This window comes from Flavonifractor sp. An112 (assembly GCF_904377885.1).
Classification (GTDB): Bacteria; Bacillota; Clostridia; order Oscillospirales; family Oscillospiraceae; genus Flavonifractor; species Flavonifractor avicola.
The window spans coordinates 1-16,633 of sequence record NZ_CAJFGT010000020.1; the positions used below are offsets into that span (position 1 = coordinate 1).

The 16,633-nt window shown below is 65.0% G+C and carries 14 protein-coding genes; 11 read left to right on the forward strand and 3 right to left on the reverse strand.

All coding sequences use genetic code 11. The features are described from left to right. Nucleotides 1-81: 81 nt before the first annotated feature. Together IHN22_RS04495 and IHN22_RS04500 are read right to left on the reverse strand one after the other, a co-directional pair. Nucleotides 82-2,415: a M56 family metallopeptidase gene (locus tag IHN22_RS04495; RefSeq protein ID WP_191433736.1), complete on the reverse strand. Its 2,334-nt coding sequence runs from the start codon at nucleotides 2,413-2,415 to the stop codon at nucleotides 82-84. Beyond that, complete coding sequence (locus tag IHN22_RS04500; protein ID WP_087327158.1) at nucleotides 2,412-2,789, reverse strand: BlaI/MecI/CopY family transcriptional regulator; 378 nt, start codon at nucleotides 2,787-2,789, stop codon at nucleotides 2,412-2,414. The genes IHN22_RS04495 and IHN22_RS04500 overlap by 4 nt, the downstream gene beginning before the upstream one ends. Nucleotides 2,790-2,944: 155 nt before the next feature. Here IHN22_RS04500 and IHN22_RS04505 point away from each other — a divergent pair, with 155 nt between their 5' ends. Both IHN22_RS04505 and IHN22_RS04510 read left to right on the forward strand, forming a co-directional pair. Then, nucleotides 2,945-3,496, forward strand: a complete 552-nt coding sequence (locus IHN22_RS04505) for an RNA polymerase sigma factor (protein ID WP_191433738.1) — start codon at nucleotides 2,945-2,947, stop codon at nucleotides 3,494-3,496. Continuing rightward, nucleotides 3,486-4,547, forward strand: coding sequence for a hypothetical protein (locus IHN22_RS04510; RefSeq protein WP_191433740.1), 1,062 nt, complete (start codon nucleotides 3,486-3,488; stop codon nucleotides 4,545-4,547). Before IHN22_RS04505 ends, IHN22_RS04510 begins: the two co-directional genes overlap by 11 nt. A 41-nt stretch (nucleotides 4,548-4,588) precedes the next feature. Here IHN22_RS04510 and pap read toward each other — a convergent pair whose 3' ends face one another. Beyond that, nucleotides 4,589-6,064, reverse strand: coding sequence for a polyphosphate:AMP phosphotransferase (gene pap, locus IHN22_RS04515; protein WP_191433742.1), 1,476 nt, complete (start codon nucleotides 6,062-6,064; stop codon nucleotides 4,589-4,591). 151 nt (nucleotides 6,065-6,215) lie between these two features. On the opposite strand from pap, the gene purB reads away from it, so the two are divergent. The 9 genes from purB (at nucleotide 6,216) to IHN22_RS04560 (ending at nucleotide 16,585) form a co-directional block, all read left to right on the forward strand. After that, a complete protein-coding gene (gene purB, locus IHN22_RS04520; protein WP_191433744.1) occupies nucleotides 6,216-7,655 on the forward strand; it encodes an adenylosuccinate lyase in 1,440 nt (479 codons plus the stop codon). Nucleotides 7,656-7,691: 36 nt separating this feature from the next. Then, the gene (locus IHN22_RS04525; protein ID WP_191433746.1) at nucleotides 7,692-8,675 is read left to right on the forward strand and encodes an ATP-dependent 6-phosphofructokinase; all 984 of its coding nucleotides are present in this window, start codon (nucleotides 7,692-7,694) and stop codon (nucleotides 8,673-8,675) included. Between the two features lie 66 nt (nucleotides 8,676-8,741). After that, nucleotides 8,742-9,152: a ribonuclease Z gene (locus IHN22_RS04530; RefSeq protein ID WP_191433748.1), complete on the forward strand. Its 411-nt coding sequence runs from the start codon at nucleotides 8,742-8,744 to the stop codon at nucleotides 9,150-9,152. Continuing rightward, complete coding sequence (locus IHN22_RS04535; protein ID WP_191433750.1) at nucleotides 9,149-10,051, forward strand: DNA/RNA non-specific endonuclease; 903 nt, start codon at nucleotides 9,149-9,151, stop codon at nucleotides 10,049-10,051. The genes IHN22_RS04530 and IHN22_RS04535 overlap by 4 nt, the downstream gene beginning before the upstream one ends. A 42-nt stretch (nucleotides 10,052-10,093) precedes the next feature. Then, complete coding sequence (locus IHN22_RS04540; protein WP_191433752.1) at nucleotides 10,094-11,374, forward strand: 2-hydroxyacyl-CoA dehydratase subunit D; 1,281 nt, start codon at nucleotides 10,094-10,096, stop codon at nucleotides 11,372-11,374. Next, nucleotides 11,371-13,017, forward strand: a complete 1,647-nt coding sequence (locus IHN22_RS04545) for an acyl-CoA dehydratase activase (RefSeq protein WP_191433754.1) — start codon at nucleotides 11,371-11,373, stop codon at nucleotides 13,015-13,017. Before IHN22_RS04540 ends, IHN22_RS04545 begins: the two co-directional genes overlap by 4 nt. 115 nt (nucleotides 13,018-13,132) lie before the next feature. Then, on the forward strand, nucleotides 13,133-13,615 hold the full coding sequence (locus tag IHN22_RS04550; protein WP_191433755.1) for a replication initiator protein A: 483 nt from the start codon (nucleotides 13,133-13,135) through the stop codon (nucleotides 13,613-13,615). After that, entirely contained in the window at nucleotides 13,615-14,286 is a 672-nt protein-coding gene (locus IHN22_RS04555; protein ID WP_087188782.1) for an ATP-binding protein, read from the forward strand. The genes IHN22_RS04550 and IHN22_RS04555 overlap by 1 nt, the downstream gene beginning before the upstream one ends. A gap of 1,297 nt (nucleotides 14,287-15,583) precedes the next feature. After that, complete coding sequence (locus IHN22_RS04560; protein WP_191433757.1) at nucleotides 15,584-16,585, forward strand: rolling circle replication-associated protein; 1,002 nt, start codon at nucleotides 15,584-15,586, stop codon at nucleotides 16,583-16,585. The last annotated feature ends 48 nt before the right edge of the window (nucleotides 16,586-16,633 follow it).

Here is a 16,633-nt window from a genome sequence, read left to right on the forward strand (position 1 = left end):
TGCCACGCCAGTGTGCGCACTGGCTCGCAATGACAGGTTTGTGCAAAACAGCTATTTTGCAACAGGCCCTTTCTCGTTGGGTCAATTCCCCAGGGTCAGGCCGGAGTCCTCCAGATAGAGCCGCCGGAAGAAGGAAATGGTACTGCCGTTTTCGTCCTGGCAGGTGCCCGCCAGCACCACGCAGCCCTCCAAAGGATCGGCGGCGGCGGTGTCCAGACTGCGGAAGGCGGGCCAGTGCTCCTTTAAAAAGTCCGCATAGGTGACGGTGTAGATGGTCCCGTCCCGGCGGAAGAAGAGCTGCTTGTCGGTGATCAGCTCACAGTCTCCGTCCCCGTTCAGGTCCAGGATGCTGACATTTCCCAGGAGGGTACTCTCTGCCCGCAGGAAACGGACCAGACCCTCTTCTTGGTTCCACCGGTATAGGTCGATGGTCCAGTTGACCTCCTTGGAGTCATTGCTCCAGCCCGCCAGCAGGCCCTGGTAGCCCAGCAGGGCGGGGAAGTCGTCCAGCCACCGGTTGCCGGACACAACCCCCAGGGGGAGACGGTCAAAGGAGGGCACCACGTCATCATTCTCCAGGGTGATCCGGGGGACGCAGGTGCCGTCCTCCAGGGTGTAGATGCCGAAGTAGAACTGGTCGTCGAAATTGGAGCCGAACCGGGTGGACTCCCTCCAGGGCTCGGGTTGGGGATCGCTGAGTTCCTCATACACTGTCAGCTCCTCCAGGGGAACGGCGACAGGCTCCCCGTTCCCGGCGGCAGGCTGGTCCACCGTGAGGGTGTCACCGCTGAAGGTGAGGGTGCGCAGGAAAGAGGTGGTGGTGCCGGTTTCATCCTCCATCGTGCCGGAAAGCAGGATGCAGCTGCCTCTGGCGGACAGTCTGGCCCCCTCCAGAGTGCGGAAGGCGGGCCAGCGCTGGGCCAGCAGGTCGGCGTAGTTCACGGCGTAGAGGGTATCCTCCCACTGGAGGAGAAGCTGCCGGTCGGTGATCAGCTCCTCCTTCCCGTCCCCGTTCAGGTCCTGGGTCAGCAGCTGACCGCCGGCGCTGCCGTAGGTCTCCGCCAGCAGGGACCGGTTTCCTTCCTCGTCCACGGCAAACAGGTCGTAGAACCATTCATCCTGCCGCTCCGACGGCACACCGGGGTAGGAGGTGATGAAACCGTCGGTGCCCATCAGGTCCAGGTAGTAAAACAGCTGGTAGGTCTCCTGCAGCCCATCCATGCTGCCGGACTGCTTGCGCTGTAGGAAGAGCATGGCGCCGGCGTTTTCGCTTCTGGGACCCTCCCGCATGGTCCAGGGTGGGGTTTCGCCGCCCTCACCATAGGAGTCCAGGTCGAAGTGCTGCTCGATGGTGGGATTTTGGGGCACGGCGGGGGCGGAGTAGGGGGACAGGTCGGAAAGGGACAGGGTGAAGCTCCCATCCTCATATACAGCGGTCCGGGGTCCCGAGAAGGTACAGGCAGCCGCCAGACCTGCCAGCAGCACCGCCGCCAGCACAGCGGCCAGGATGGGGCGCTTTTGGTGGGCGATGCGGGTGATGCGGTCCTTCAGCTGCCGCTTGCCGGAGGTCATGGTGGTGGCGGCCAGCAGGGGATTGGTGGGTCTGCCCCGCACCGGCACCAGGGCCAGCAGGGTGCGGCCATAGGCCAGCCGCCCGCTGTGGTCCAGCTCCGCCATGGCTCCCTCGTCGCAGGCCAGTTCGCAGTCGGTGCGGGACAGGAGGGCCGCCGCCCACACCAGGGGGTGGAACCAGTAGATGGTGAGGCACACACACCGCAGCAGAGCCCACAGGGGGTCCAGATGTTTGGCGTGGGTGCGCTCATGGAGGAGCACATAGTCCAGACGGTCCGACTGGACGGCGGCGGGGGTCAGATAGATGGCGGGCCGCACCAGCCCCACCAGACAGGGGGAGGAGAGCCGGTCGCTGAGATACACCGGCAGGGGGCAGCCCTCCGCCGGGAAGGGGACCCGGCTCTTGCGCAGGTTCAGCCGGAACCGCAGGTTGGCAAGGAGGAAGAAGGCGGCCATGGCGGCCATGCCCACCTTCCACACCACATCCAGCACCTGGGCCAGGGAGAGGGTGGAGGCGGAGAGTGCGGTACTGGTCTCTGCGGTGTTGGGGATGTTCTGGATCACCTGGGTCTGGGTGTTGTCCGGAATCGGTTCGGCAGCCGGTTGGGTGGGGACCTCCACCGGCCGCTCCAGAACGGCGGTGAGCTGCTGCCCGGCCTGCTGGCTCACATCCAGCACCGAAACAACGGGCAGGGCTGGCAGCTGTACCGGCACCAGCAGCCGCACCAGCACCAGCGCCCACAGGGCGTACTGTACCCGGCGGGGGATGGCACTGCGGAAGAGAAAGCGGAACAGGATCAGGGCTAAAATCAGCACCGACGCGGTGAGGACCACTTCTTTCATGACGACTCCTCCTTTGCCTGCTCCAGAATGGCGGAGAGCTGGTCAATGTCCTCCTGGGTCAGCGCCCGGCTGTCCACCAGGGCGCTCATCATCAGTCCCAGGCTGCCGCCGTATACCTTGTCCAGAAAGTGCCGGGTGGCGGTCTCCTCCGCCTGCTGGCGGGGGAGCAGGGGGGTGTACTCCTTGGCCCGGCCCTCCTCATGGTGGGTCACCGCCCCCTTGGCCTCCAGCCGGGAGAGCATGGTAATGATGGTGTGCTTGGACCAGCCGGTCTCCCCCTCCAGCGCGTGGGTCAGCTGGGTGATGGTGGCCGGACCGTCCTCCCACAGGCGGTCCATCAGCTTCCATTCGCCGTCGGACAGGTGGATCTTCATAGGGCATCCCTCCATTGGTGTACAGTTGTCTACCTCTTCTGATTGGAGCATAGCACAATGGTAGACAGTTGTCAACCAAATTTGATGAAACTTTTCCGGACTCTGTGGTGATATGATAGACGAAAGCGCTTTCCACTTCCCGAAGGAGTGACCTTATGAGAGAGACGACCATCATCAGACAACTGCGGGCGGGAGACCCGGCGGGGCTGGAGGCCCTGATGGACGCCTATCTGCCCTATGTCTCTGCCGTGGTGTGGCACATTCTGGGCCGCGCCATGCCGCCGGAGGACGGGGAAGAGGTGGTGTCCGACGTATTTTTGGCTGCCTGGGACCAGGCGGAGGACCTGCGGCCCGGCCAGATCAAGGTATGGCTGGCCGCCGTGGCCCGGCACAAGGCCCGCAACAGGCTGCGTCAGACGGGGCGGACCCTGCCCCTGGAGGGGGAGGCTCTGGAGATCCCCGGCCAGGCCGACCCGGCAGATCAGCTGGCCCGGGCGGAGGAGGGGCAGCTGGTGCGGGCGGCGGTGGACGCCCTGCCCCACCAGGAGCGGGAGATCTTTCTCCGCTATTACTATTACGCCCAGACCATGCCGGAGATCGCCCAACGGATGGACTTGAATCTGTCCACCGTCAAGACCAAGCTGCGGCGGGGACGAATGAAGCTGAAGGAACAGTTGACGAGGGAGGGATATGTACATGAAGCGTGACTGGTTCGACCTGCTGGAGGATTACCAAGCCCAGCCTCTGGACCTGGACGAAGAGAACCCCTATTCCTCGTCCCGAATCAGGGAGATGACCATGAAACGAATGACAGACAAGAAAACCAAACGGCGCCGGCTGCCGGTGCGGCTGCTGACGGCGGCCGCCGTGGCGGCGGTCCTCACCGTGTCTGCCCTGGCGGTAAGCCGCGTCCTGGGGGCGGGGGAGATGTTCCAGGACTACTTTACCGACGACGCCCAGCCCCTCACCTCCGCCCAGCTGGAGGCAGTGGACCAGATGGGGGCCACCTTTGAGGGCGGGGTCACCAGCAACGGAGCCACCATTACCCCGGTGGCCATCCTGGCGGACCGGCAATTCTGCTATCTACGCCTGCACATCCAGGCCCCGGAGGGGGTAGTCCTGCCCGACTACACCGAGGAGGAGGGATACTATCAGCTGTTTAGCCCAGAACAGGAGCACTTCCTCTCCCTGAAGGCGGCTGACGGCACCAAGCTGGACTACACATCCTCGCTGGACGTGCTGCCCGACGACGATCCCACTGACAACGAAAAGGACCTGGTGCTGTGGCTGGCCTCCGACCCGGACGGCACCGTCTTTAACGGGGATCAGCCCCTGTATCTCACCCTCCACGGGCTGTGGCTTCAGACGCCGGACAAGGACTATACCTCCATCTTTGAGGGCGAGTTCGTACTGGACCTTGGGCTGTGCGGCCGGGGGACCAGCCTGGAGCTGGACGTGGCTGGGATGACCTGGACCAACGAGACCTACGACTTTACCATTACGCTGGAGGAAATGACCCTTACCCCCCTGAGCCTCACCGCCCGCTATACTGCCACCCAGTCCAATGACCCCAGGATATGGCCCGGTGTGGGACCTATGGAGGTGGTGCTCAAGGACGGGAGTACCGTCTCTGCCCTGAATAAAGGTGCACCCGACATGAACGGCTGCGCGGTGCAGGTCTTTGACACACCTCTGGATCTGGAACAGGTGGCCTATGTCCGGTGCGGCGGCTATCAGATCCAGCTGCCCCCATTTTGACAGAAAAAACGGGAACCGCTTTTGCGGTTCCCGTTTTGTTGTTACGGCTGCTCCAGAGCACGCTCCAGGGCCTCAATGACGATCTTCATGGCCTTGATGCGGGCGTATTTCTTGTCCACCGACTCCAGGATGTGCCAGGGGGCAAAGGCGGTGCTGGTGCGCTGGAGCATCTCGTTCACCGCCACCTCGTAGGCGTCCCACTTGTCCCGGTTGCGCCAGTCCTCCTCGGTGATCTTCCACTGCTTGGCCGGGTCGGCCTGCCGCTCATTGAACCGCTCCAGCTGGGTGTCCTTGTCGATTTGCACCCAGAACTTGATGACCACCATGCCGGAGCTCACCAGTTCCTGCTCGAACTCGTTGATCTCGTCAAAGGCCCGCTGCCAGTCGTCGGTGGTGCAGAAGCCCTCCAGCCGCTCCACCATCACCCGGCCGTACCAGCTGCGGTCAAAGATGGCGATGTGCCCCGTCTTGGGCAGCCGGGTCCAGAACCGCCACAGGTAGTGGCGGGCCAGCTCGTCCTTGGTGGGGGCGGCGATGGGGAGGACCTCATACCCACGGGGGTCCAGGGCGGAGGCCAGCCGCTTGATGTTGCCCCCCTTGCCGGCGGCGTCCCAGCCCTCATACACCACCACCACCGGCACCTTCTTCCGGTAGAGCTCGTTGTGGAGGGCGGAGAGCTTTTTGCGGCACTTTTTCAGCTGCTTGCGGTAGTCCTTCTCCTCCAACGCCTTGTCCAGGTCTACCTGGGCCAGGGGCAGGGTGGGGGCCAGAGGCCACTGATAGGAGGGGTGGACGGGGACGGGGCGGGCCTCCAGAGCGGCGCAGATCTGGTCGTGGAGCCAGTCCGCCGCCGCCAGGTTGGCCTGGACGGCCTGGGTGCTGTCGATGATCTTCCAGGGGGCCCAGGGCTTGTCGGTGGCAGCCAGGTAGCCGTCAAAGACCGCCAGGTGCTTCTGGTAGTTCCTGTTCTGCCGCCGGTCGGCCTCGGTACACCGCCAGGCGGTGTCCTTGTCGGCGGCCAGGTTGTCCAGCCGCTCCTTCTGGCTCTGGGCGTCGATGTGGAGGAAGAGTTTTACCAGCAGATACCCTCCGGCGGCCAGCTGCCGCTCAAAAATGTTGATGCTCTCCAGCCGGGCCTGGTACTCCTCCTCCGACAGGTCTCCCCGCAGGTAGGCCTGAACGGTCTCCTCCATCCAGCCGGTGTCCAGAAAGAGCACCTTGCCCTGGGCGGGGATGGTCTCAAAGTGGCGCTTGAGGAAGGGCCAGCGCTTCTCGGTATCGGTGGGGGAATTGACGCTGATCACCTTGAAGAACCGGGGGTCCAGCTCCCGGATCAAAGACTGAATGGTGCGGCCCTTGCCCGCGGCGCTCCAGCCCTCCAGCAGAACGATCACCGGCAGGCCCGCCTGCTGCAGCCGCTGCTGCAAGCCCGCCAGCTGGGTCCTGCGGGCCTTCAGCAGGGCCTTGCACTCGGCCTGAGTCCGCCGCTCGGTGTGAAACGCAAAGTCACTGAGCATGGCTTGTGCCTCCTTCGTGTGGTTTTGTCCTCAGTTTACACCCGAATACCGCCGCTGACAAGCCTTACCGCCCCAGGAAGTTTTTCTTGTGGCGGCGGCGGTTTTATAGTATACTATGTAGAGTCGATTTTACGAAAAAGAGGTTTTTTGCATGGATCACGCCCGTTATGAAAGTCCCCTCTCTTCCCGCTACGCCAGCGACCAGATGCAGTATATTTTCTCCCCGGACAAGAAGTTCTCCACCTGGCGGCGGCTGTGGGTCGCCCTGGCCCGGGCCGAGATGGAGCTGGGCCTGCCGGTGACTGCGGAGCAGGTGGCCGAACTGGAGGCTCACCTCACCGACATTGACTACGACAAGGCCGCCCAGTACGAAAAGAAGCTGCGCCACGACGTGATGGCCCACGTCCACACCTACGGCGAGGCCTGCCCCAAGGCCATGCCCATCATCCACCTGGGCGCCACCAGCTGCTATGTGGGCGACAACACCGACGTGATCCTCATGCGGGAGGGCCTGTGCCTGATCCGGGATGAGCTGGTGCGGGTGCTGGACAAGCTGGCCAGGTTTGCCCGGCAGTACAAGGCCCTGCCCACCCTGGGCTTCACCCACTTCCAGCCCGCCCAGCTGGTCACCGTGGGCAAGCGTGCCACCCTGTGGATGAACGAGCTGCTGCTGGATCTGGCCGACGTGGAGTACAGCATCGCCAACCTGAAGCTGCTGGGCTGCAAGGGCACCACCGGTACCCAGGCCTCCTTCCTGGAGCTCTTCGACGGCGACCACGCCAAGTGCCGTGAGCTGGACCGCAAAATTGCCGCCGAGATGGGCTTTGAGGCCACCGCCGCCGTGTCCGGCCAGACCTACTCCCGGAAGGTGGACTATCAGGTGGTTTCCACCCTGTCCGGCATTGCCCAGTCCGCCAGCAAGTTCGCCACCGACCTGCGGCTGCTCTGCCACCTGAAGGAGGTGGAGGAACCCTTTGAGAAGAACCAGATCGGTTCCTCCGCCATGCCCTATAAGCGCAACCCCATGCGCTGCGAGCGTATCTGCGCCCTGGCCCGGTACGTCATGGCCGACGCGGTCAACCCCGCTGTTACCGCCGCCAGCCAGTGGTTCGAGCGCACCCTGGACGACTCCGCCAACAAGCGCCTCAGCGTGCCCGAGGCCTTCCTGGCGGTGGACGCCATCCTCAACATCTGGGCCAACGTGGCCGACGGCCTGGTGGTCCATGAGAAAGTCATCGAGAAGCACGTGCTGGAGGAGCTGCCCTTCATGGCCAGCGAGAACATTATGATGGATGCCGTCAAGAAGGGGGGCAACCGGCAGGACCTCCACGAGCGCATCCGTGTGCTCAGCCAGCAGGCCGGCGCCAACGTGAAGGATCTTGGCCTGTCCAACAACCTGATCGACCTCATTGCCGCTGACCCGGCCTTCTCCATGCTCAGCCGGGAGGAGCTTACCGCCCATCTGGAGCCCAGCCGCTACATCGGCCGCTGCCCGGAGCAGGTGGAGGAGTTCCTCAAGGAAGAGGTGGAGCCGGTGCTGGAGCGCTATCCCCACGCCCTGGAGGGCAAGACCGCGGAATTGAAGGTATAAACAGGGACCAAACGGGAATTTAAGGAGGAAATTGTCATGGAAAAGGCAGTTCGGCGTATCGGCGTATTTACCAGCGGCGGCGACGCCCCCGGCATGAACGCAGCCATCCGTTCGGTGGTTCGTACCGCCATCCATATGGGTATTGAGTGTATCGGCATCCGCCGTGGCTATCACGGCCTCATCAACGGCGACTTTGTTCCCCTGGACTTTGACAGCGTCAGCGGCCTGTCCCGCCGGGGCGGCACCATGCTCTACTCCGCCCGCAGCGAGGACTTCAAGTCCGAAGTGGGCCGGGAGCGGGCGGCTGCCACCTGCAAGCTGCTGGGTCTGGACGCCCTGGTGGGCATCGGCGGCGACGGTACCTTCCGGGGCCTGCTCACCCTGGCCGACAAGGGCCTGAGCGTCATCGGCATCCCCGGCACCATCGACAACGACATCGCCTGCTCTACTTACACCATCGGTTTTGACACCGCCTGCAACACCGCCCTGGAGTCCATCGACAAGCTGCGGGACACCATGCAGTCCCACGAGCGCTGCTCCGTGGTGGAGGTCATGGGCCGCCACGCCGGCCATGTGGCCCTCAACGTGGGGGTGGCCTGCGGCGCCACCGCCGTGCTGGTGCCCGAGCAGGTGGTCAACTACGAGGAGGACCTGATCGAGCCCATCCGCCGGGCCCGGCTGTCCGGGCGCACCCATTTCATGATCATCGTGGCCGAGGGCGTGAAGGGCGGCGCCTATGAGGTGGCCAAGCACATCCACGAGGCCACCTCCCTGGACACACGGGTCACCATCCTGGGCCACGTCCAGCGGGGCGGCGCACCCTCCCTCCGGGACCGGGTGGCCGCCACCTACATGGGCTATGAGGCCGTCCGGCTGCTGGCCGAGGGCAAGACCTGCCGGGTGGTGGCCATGGACGGCGAGTCCTATGTGGATTACGACATCCATGAGGCCCTGCAGATGAAGAAGGGTCTGGATCAGCAGACCTACACCGTCATGCGGGCCCTCACCGGCGTGCGGTAAGTCAGAACAACCCATACGGAGAGCGGAGCCCGGCTCCGCTCTCCGCCTTTTTGAAAGGAGGGCCCAATGATCCTGGCCCTGTGTGTGGACGACAAAAACGGCATGGCCTTCAACGGCCGGCGGCAGAGCATGGACAAGCTGCTGCGGGCCGACCTGCTGGAGGCGGCGGGGGAGCGCCCGGTGTGGGCGAGCCCCTATACCGCCAGGCAGTTCCACCCGGCCCCCGCCAACCTGAGGGCGGCGGAGGACTTTCTGGACCGGGCGGGCCCAGGCGAGGTCTGCTTTGCCGAGTTTCCCCCTCTGGCCCAGGTGCTGGACAGGGTGGAGGGGATTCTCCTTTACAGATGGAACCGGACCTATCCCGCCGACCAGTATCTGGATTTTGACCCGGCGGCGGCAGGGTTCCGGCTGGTCTCCGCCGCTGACTTTTCCGGCTCCTCCCACAAAACCCTGACCAAGGAGGTCTACACCAAATGAAACGAATTTCTGCCGCTCTGCTGGCGCTGACTCTGCTGTGTGCCTTGACCCTCAGTGGCTGTAAAGGAAATGAGCCTGTCCCCAGTTCCACCCCTGCCGCTTCTTACGACCTGACCAGCCTGCCCGATTACAGCGGCGATCCCTATGTGGCGGTCAATGACAATGTTCCTTACTTTACAGAGGACGACTACACCACCAACTCCTTTGAGTCCTACAGCGACCTGGACGACCTGGGGCGCTGCGGGGTGGCCTACGCCTGCGTGGGGTCCGATCTCATGCCCACCGAGGACCGGGAGAGCATCAGCTCGGTGAAGCCCAGCGGCTGGATCAACGTGGAGTATGACGGGCAGTACCTCTATAACCGCTGCCACTTGATCGGCTTCCAGCTCACCGGCGAGAACGCCAACGAGAAGAACCTCATCACCGGCACCCGGTACATGAATGTGGACGGGATGCTGCCCTTTGAGAACATGGTGGCCGACTATGTGAAGGAGACAAACAACCATGTGCTCTACCGTGTGACCCCTGTCTTTGAGGGGGACAACCTGGTGGCCTCCGGGGTGCTGATGGAGGCCTACAGCGTGGAGGACAGCGGGGAAGGGGTCACCTTCTGCGTGTACGCCTACAACGTGCAGCCCGGCATTACCATCGACTACGCCACCGGAGCCAGCGCCGCCGGCGGTGAGGAGGTACCCCAGCCCTCCATTCCCGCTCAGACCACCAGCGGCTCGGAGGAGGAGCAGGGCACCTATGTGCTCAACACCAACTCCATGAAGTTCCATGAGCCCGACTGCTCCGGGGTGGCCTCCATGAGCGATGCCAACCGCCAGGACTACACCGGCTCCCGGCAGGATCTCATCGACCAGGGGTATGCTCCCTGCGGCATTTGCAAACCCTGAAATAGAACATCCTGATTCATTTCTTCCCAAGCGAGGTTTTCCATGAAAGACATCGTCACATCCTTCGGGGCCTGGATTCAGACCCTGTGCGACAAAAACCCGGAAAAGGCCCGGAAATGGCTCACCACCGGCTACCGGGCCAAAAACCTGCAATTAAAGCTGGCCCCCGGCAAGCTGACTACCAAGTCCGCCCAGATGGTGGCGGTCCAGACCATGAACTCCATGATCGCGCCCCTGGCCCACCCGGACAAGGCGGCCATGGTCAGCCTGTTTCTGCCCTGCGAGCCCCTCCAGGTGCTGGGGCTGTCCCCTTACTCCTGCGAGGGCTTCGGCTGTTTCCTCTCCGGCACCCAGGCGGAGGGGGCCTTCCTCCGCTACGCCGAGAGCGAGGGCCTGCCCGAGACCTTCTGCTCCTACCATAAAATCTTCATCGGGGCGGCGGAGAAGGGCCTGATGCCCAAGCCCCGGTTCATCCTGTCCACCACCCTGGCCTGCGACGCCAATATGCTCACCTTCCGGCGGCTGGCGGAGTACTTTGACGTGCCCCACTTCATGGTGGACGTGCCCTACCGCACCGACCAGAGCGCCGTGGACTATGTAGCCGGCCAGCTGCGGGACATGGTGGCCTTTCTGGAGCAGCAGACCGGCCAGAAGCTGAGCCAGTCCGCGCTGGAGGAGACGGTGGCCCGCAGCAACCGGAGCCTTGCCAACTACCACCGCTATATGACCCTGAAGGCGGACAAGTGCATCCCCTGCGAGATGACAGGGGAGATGTTCGCCGCCTTCGCCCTCCACATTCTGCTGGGCACCCCGGAGACCGAGGCCTTCACCCTCCAGTGCCTGAAGGACGCAGAGGAGGCGGCCCCGGCGGAGGGGGTGCGGCTGCTGTGGCACCACACCACCCCCTTCTGGGTGGCCCCCCTGCGGCAGGTCACCGACTTCAACCGGGACGTGCAGATCGTGGGGTGCGATATGTGCTTTGAGGGCATCCAGCCCACCTTTTCATCCGACCCCTATCATGCCATGGCCCAGCGGGTGGTGTACTCCGCCTTCAACGGCCCGGTGTCCCGGCGCATTGAGAAGGGGGTGGAGGCCGCCCGCCAGCTCAAGGCCGATGGTACGGTGTGGTTTTGCCACTGGGGCTGCAAGCACACCCTGGGCGGGGCACAGCTGGCCAAGGAGACCTTTGAGGCCGCCGGCATCCCCACCCTGGTACTGGACGGCGACGGCTGCGACCGCAGCCACGGCGGCGAGGGCCAGCTGGCCACCCGCATGGAGGCCTTTGTGGAGCTGCTGAAACAGGGAAAGGGGGGACAGGCATGACCCACTATATCTGTAAATACACCCCGGTGGAGCTTTTGCGCGCCCTGGGCGGGGAGTGCGTGGTGCTGGACCAGATGCCAGACTCCTTCCCCCTCAGCGACCAGCTGGGCCACCCCAACCTGTGCGGCTTCGGCAAGGCAGTGCTGGAGGCCTGCCTGTCCGGGCAGGTACGCGAACTGGTGCTGGTCAACTGCTGCGACGTGATCCGCAGCGTGTACGACATCCTGCTCCAGCACGGCAAGCTGGACTTCCTCTACCTGATGGACCTGCTCCACTGCGGGGGCGACTGCGCCAAAACCCGGATGAAGGGGGAGCTGCTGGCTCTGGCGGAGGCCTACGGGGCCTACAAGGGCACCAAGTTTGACGAAAAGGCTTTCCGGGCGGCCTTCCAGCCTCTGGACCGGCCCACGGAGCCCTACCTCAGCGTGCTGGGAGGCAGGGTAGGGGACAAGCTCTTTGAGGCCATGGAGGAAGCGCTCCCCCTGCCGGTACGCAACGACACCTGCGTTCACAACCGCTCCGTGGCCCCGCCGCCGGAGGGCGGGGACTTTGATACCCTGATGGGCTGGTACGCCGGGGCTCTGCTGGAGCAGATCCCCTGTATGCGGATGACCGACGCCGCCGGGCGGCGGCAGCTGGTCAACGACCCCCATCTCAAGGGTGTGGTGTACCACACGGTGAAATTCTGCGACTACTACGGCTTTGAATACTCCGGCCTGCGCCATGAGCTCACGGTGCCCATGCTCAAGCTGGAGTCGGACTATACGGCGGGGAGCAGCGGACAGCTGCGTACCCGGCTGGAGGCCTTTGCCGAGACCATGGTCCCGGCACAAACCACGGCGAAAAAAGGAGGCAACGCCATGAGCGGCGGACGGTATTATGTGGGCATCGACAGCGGGTCCACCAGCACGGATGTGGCCATTCTGGACCGCAACCGCCAGCTGGTGGCGGGGGTGATCCTGCCCACCGGGGCGGGGGCCTCGGCGGGGGCGGAGCGTGCCCTGGAGCAGGCCCTCAAACAGGCGGGGCTCACCGAGGCGGACATTGCCGCCACCGTCACCACCGGCTACGGGCGCTCCGCCATTCAGATGGGGGACAAGTCCATCACCGAGATCACCTGCCACGCCAAGGGGGCCTACTTCCTGGACTCCACTGTCCGCACCATCATCGACATCGGCGGCCAGGACAGCAAGGTGATCCGGCTGGACGACCAGGGCAACGTGGTCAACTTCCTGATGAATGACAAGTGTGCCGCCGGTACCGGCCGCTTTCTGGAGCTGATGGCCCGCACCCTGGAGCTGTCCATGGAGGAGATGAGCTGGGCCGGGCTGGAGTGGAAGGAGGACATCGCCATTTCCTCCATGTGCACCGTCTTTGCCGAGTCGGAGGTGGTGTCCCTCATCGCCCAGAACAAGGACCGGGGGGACATCATCCACGGCCTGAACCAGTCGGTGGCCTCCCGCACCGCCGCCCTGTGCCGCCGCCTGGGGGGCGAGCCCAACTATATGATGACCGGCGGCGTGTCCAAGAACCGGGGCGTGGTGGAGGCCATCCAGCGAGAGCTGGGGGTGGAGCTCATCGTCTCCGACCGGGCCCAGCTCAACGGCGCTCTGGGGGCCGCCCTCTTCGCCCTGGAGGGGTAATCTCATAGCTATTTCAAAGACCTTCCCTGTGGGGAAGGTCTTTTTTTGCCGCTGGATGTACCAAAACATACAACAAATCCCCCCAAACACCCTACAGGTGAAAGGGGGGAGGCCCATGAAGCTGGTACGCTACGGCAGGGAGGGGGCGCTGACCAACTATCTGCCCCTGCCCAGGCCGCTGCTGGAGCTGGATCTGTCGGGGACGGCCCTGCTGCTCTACGCTCTGCTGCTGGACCGGGCAACCCTGTCCCAGAAGAACGGCTGGTGGTCAGAGGAGGGGTGGGTGTATGTGCGCTATCCCATCGCCAGGCTGGCGGCGGCGCTGGGGCGGGGAACCACAGTGGTCAAGAAGCGGCTGAGGGAACTGGAGCAGGCGGGCCTGATCCGGCGGGTGACGCCAAGGAGGGGGGAGGCCAGCCAAATTTTTTTGTCCCTGCCCGAGGACACTTTTTTGACCGGGAGCGGGCCGAAAAACCGACCGGGTCCCGGTCGGAAACCGGACCATGACCAGGGCGGAAAAGCGTCCCCTAACAACCTGAGGGAACAACAGAACTTAAACAACCATTCTTATCAATATAGAGAGGGGGAGAGTTTATAATGGATCGGGAAGAACGGCTGCGGGAGGCTATGGAACGGGAAAAGGCCAACCGCATCCAGCAAAAGCGCAAGCGGGTGTTCGGTTCGGCCCAGGGGCTGATGGACTGTACCTTCGACAGGGACAACGGGGCGGTGCCTCAGCTGGCCTGGGCCAGGCAGTATGTGGAGCACTGGCCGGAGATGCGGCGGGAGAACATGGGCCTGCTGTTCTGGGGCCCGGCGGGGACAGGCAAGACCTTTGCCGCCGCCTGTATCGCCAACGCCCTGGTGGATCTGGAGGTGGGCGTGCGGATGATCACCCTGGGGGAGGCTCTGCTCAATCTGTTCGGCATGAGCGGTGAGGAGCGCATCCAGTATCTGGAGGTGCTGACCACCTGCGGACTGCTCATCCTGGACGACTTCGGCGTGGAGCGCCGGACGCCCTACGCCCGGGAACAGGTGTACGAGATCGTCAACCGCCGGTATCTGTCCGGGCGGCCCATGGTGGTGACCACCAATCTGACTCTGAAGGAGCTGAAAAACGCCGACCGGGACGATAGCCGCATCCATGACCGGGTGCTGGAGCGGTGCGTGCCGGTTTGCTTTGACGGAACCAGTCTGCGGCAGGAAAAAACGGCGGAGCGGATCAAACGGATGCAGACGCTGCTGACCGGCGGCAGTCCGGCGGATTGACAAAGGTCCGCCGGGATGGTATCGTTGACTATATCGGCCGCAGGCGGCCCAAAGCCGGACGCCCGCCGAACCACCGCCGATACACCACTCAAAAGAAACAACACAAATACATACAACAGCATTTTTTATTTTGTTGCAGCAGCCGCCGGCGGAGCCGGGCCGTTTGGGGCCTGCCGGAGCCGGCTGGAGGGACCCCTCTGGACCTCAACTACGAACTCAACAAAATAAACTGCCGTTTTGTTGAGTACAAGGCGGGGCAAGGTGCAGATGACAGGGAGTGCGGACAGGTCCGTACTCCCTTCTTTCGTCCCCGCCCGTGGCGGGAGCGGGGGCCGCAGCGCGGCCCCATGCCCCTGCGCCTCCCCCCTCCCACGGGAGGGGGGGCGGGAGGGGGAAGGGCAAAAAGAAAGCGCCCGCCCTCCACCATGGCCTACGTCCAGCCTTGCGGCTGGCGGTGGAGAGCGGGACGCCCCTGCATCACCCATGGTAGCACAGACGTTCCAGGTTGTCAAGACCCAGGCCCCACCGCGCCGCCCCTTGCTGTCTGAAGATCGGGCCGGGGGAGGCGGTCAAGGGCAGCCCTTGGCTGCCTGGCTGGACCCTTGACCGCCGCTGCGCGGTCTGATACCCCAACGGAGGGGGGCGCGGCGCGGCAAAGGGCGGCCGCAGGCCGCCCCCAGCGCCCCCCGGAGGGAGGAAGGCGCGGCGGCCCATGGCGATAGCCGGGCCGCCCGACAGGGGCCCGGGGAGGGGGCACCGGCGCGGCGCGGACGGGGCGAAGGGCCGCCCGGAGCAGCCCAAGGGCGAGCACCCCCGCAGCGAGCCCGCAGCGGCGCGCAGGGGGGACCGCACGACCCCCACGCCGGGGGCCGAGGCGGGGGCGAGGCAAGCCCGCCCACGCCCGGACCCGCCCACGCCGCAGCGGGGGCCGCCGGGGGAGCACCGGGACCGCGCCGACGGGCGCAGGCGGCCCGCCGACAGGCCGCAGCGACCCCCGCAGCGACCCAAAGGGAGCGGAGGGGGCCCGAGCCAGGGCCAGCGCGGCCCAGGGGGCCGCAGGGGCCCAGGCCGGGAGCAAGCCCGGAGCGGAGGCCGGGCCGCCGGGCAAGGCCCGCAGCGGGCCGACCGGAGCGCAGGGGGGCCAAGGCCGAGCATACCGATGATGTTCCGCCGCTCACCAGCGGCGGAACAACCGGGGCCGCCCCCCTCGACGGGGGGCAGGACCCGGCTCCCTGCGGTCACGCTGCCGGGCTCCCTTACTTGATACAGGGACAGTATTCCGTCACCCACCAGACCCATGGACGACTTCATCAAGAACCCCATGAGCGTTTCGGCGCTGCTGGCTCGGTCCGGTTCTGGCCGGGGCGGCCTGTGTCATACCGCCAGGGTCAAGACCTATCCAGACGGCTCCAGGGAGGTCCTGGTCTGCGATCAGGCCATCTTCCATTCCCAGGGATGGGAGAGGGCCGGGGAGCGCCCGCCTCGCCGCAGGCGGGCCCAGGAGGCTCCCGAGAGACCCCCGGAGGTCAGGGAGCGGGACAACCTGGACCGCTCCCTGCGCCGGGCCAGGGCCCAGGTCCGGGACCTGGCACTTGCCAACCCCTTCCGCTGGTTCGTCACCCTCACCCTGGACCAGGCCAAGGTGGACCGCTACGACATGGCCAGCATCACCCGGCGGCTCAACGCCTGGTTGGACAACCAGGTGCGCCGCCACGGCCTGGCCTACGTCCTGGTGCCGGAACGGCACAAGGACGGGGCCATCCACTTCCACGGCTTCTTCAACGACGCGGTGAAGGCCGTGGACAGCGGCCACAGGGACAGGGAAGGGTATCCTGTCTACAACCTCCCCGCCTGGTCCCTGGGCTTCACCACCGCCATCGAACTCTATGGCGACTACCACGCCGCTGTGGGCTACGTCTGTAAGTACATCGGCAAGCAGGGCGACAAGCCCGGCGGGCGATGGTACTACTCCGGAGGCGATCTCCAGCGCCCGGCGGTGGAGTTCGCCGACGTGAGCATCCGGGAGGCGGTGGACCTGGCCCCGGAGGGCGGGGTCCACCACTTCGACGTGCCGGAGGCCGGGCTGTCCTTCGTCCTGGTCCGGACCCGGCCAGTGGCAAGAGAGGAGGAACCACAGTGGCAGGGATGGGACCTGCGCTGCGCTGCCCCTGGTGGGGTCAGTGCGCCGTCCACAGCTGCGTGGGCTATGTCCGCCTGTGCGCGGAGCGCTGGGCGGCGGACCAAAGCGCCCGAACACCAGTTCGAGAATCAGGAGCAGTTTACAATTTTCGGAAAGTGAAGCCGACCGCCCAAAGCCTGGGGCCCAGTGGGCCCAGGCGGGGCAGGG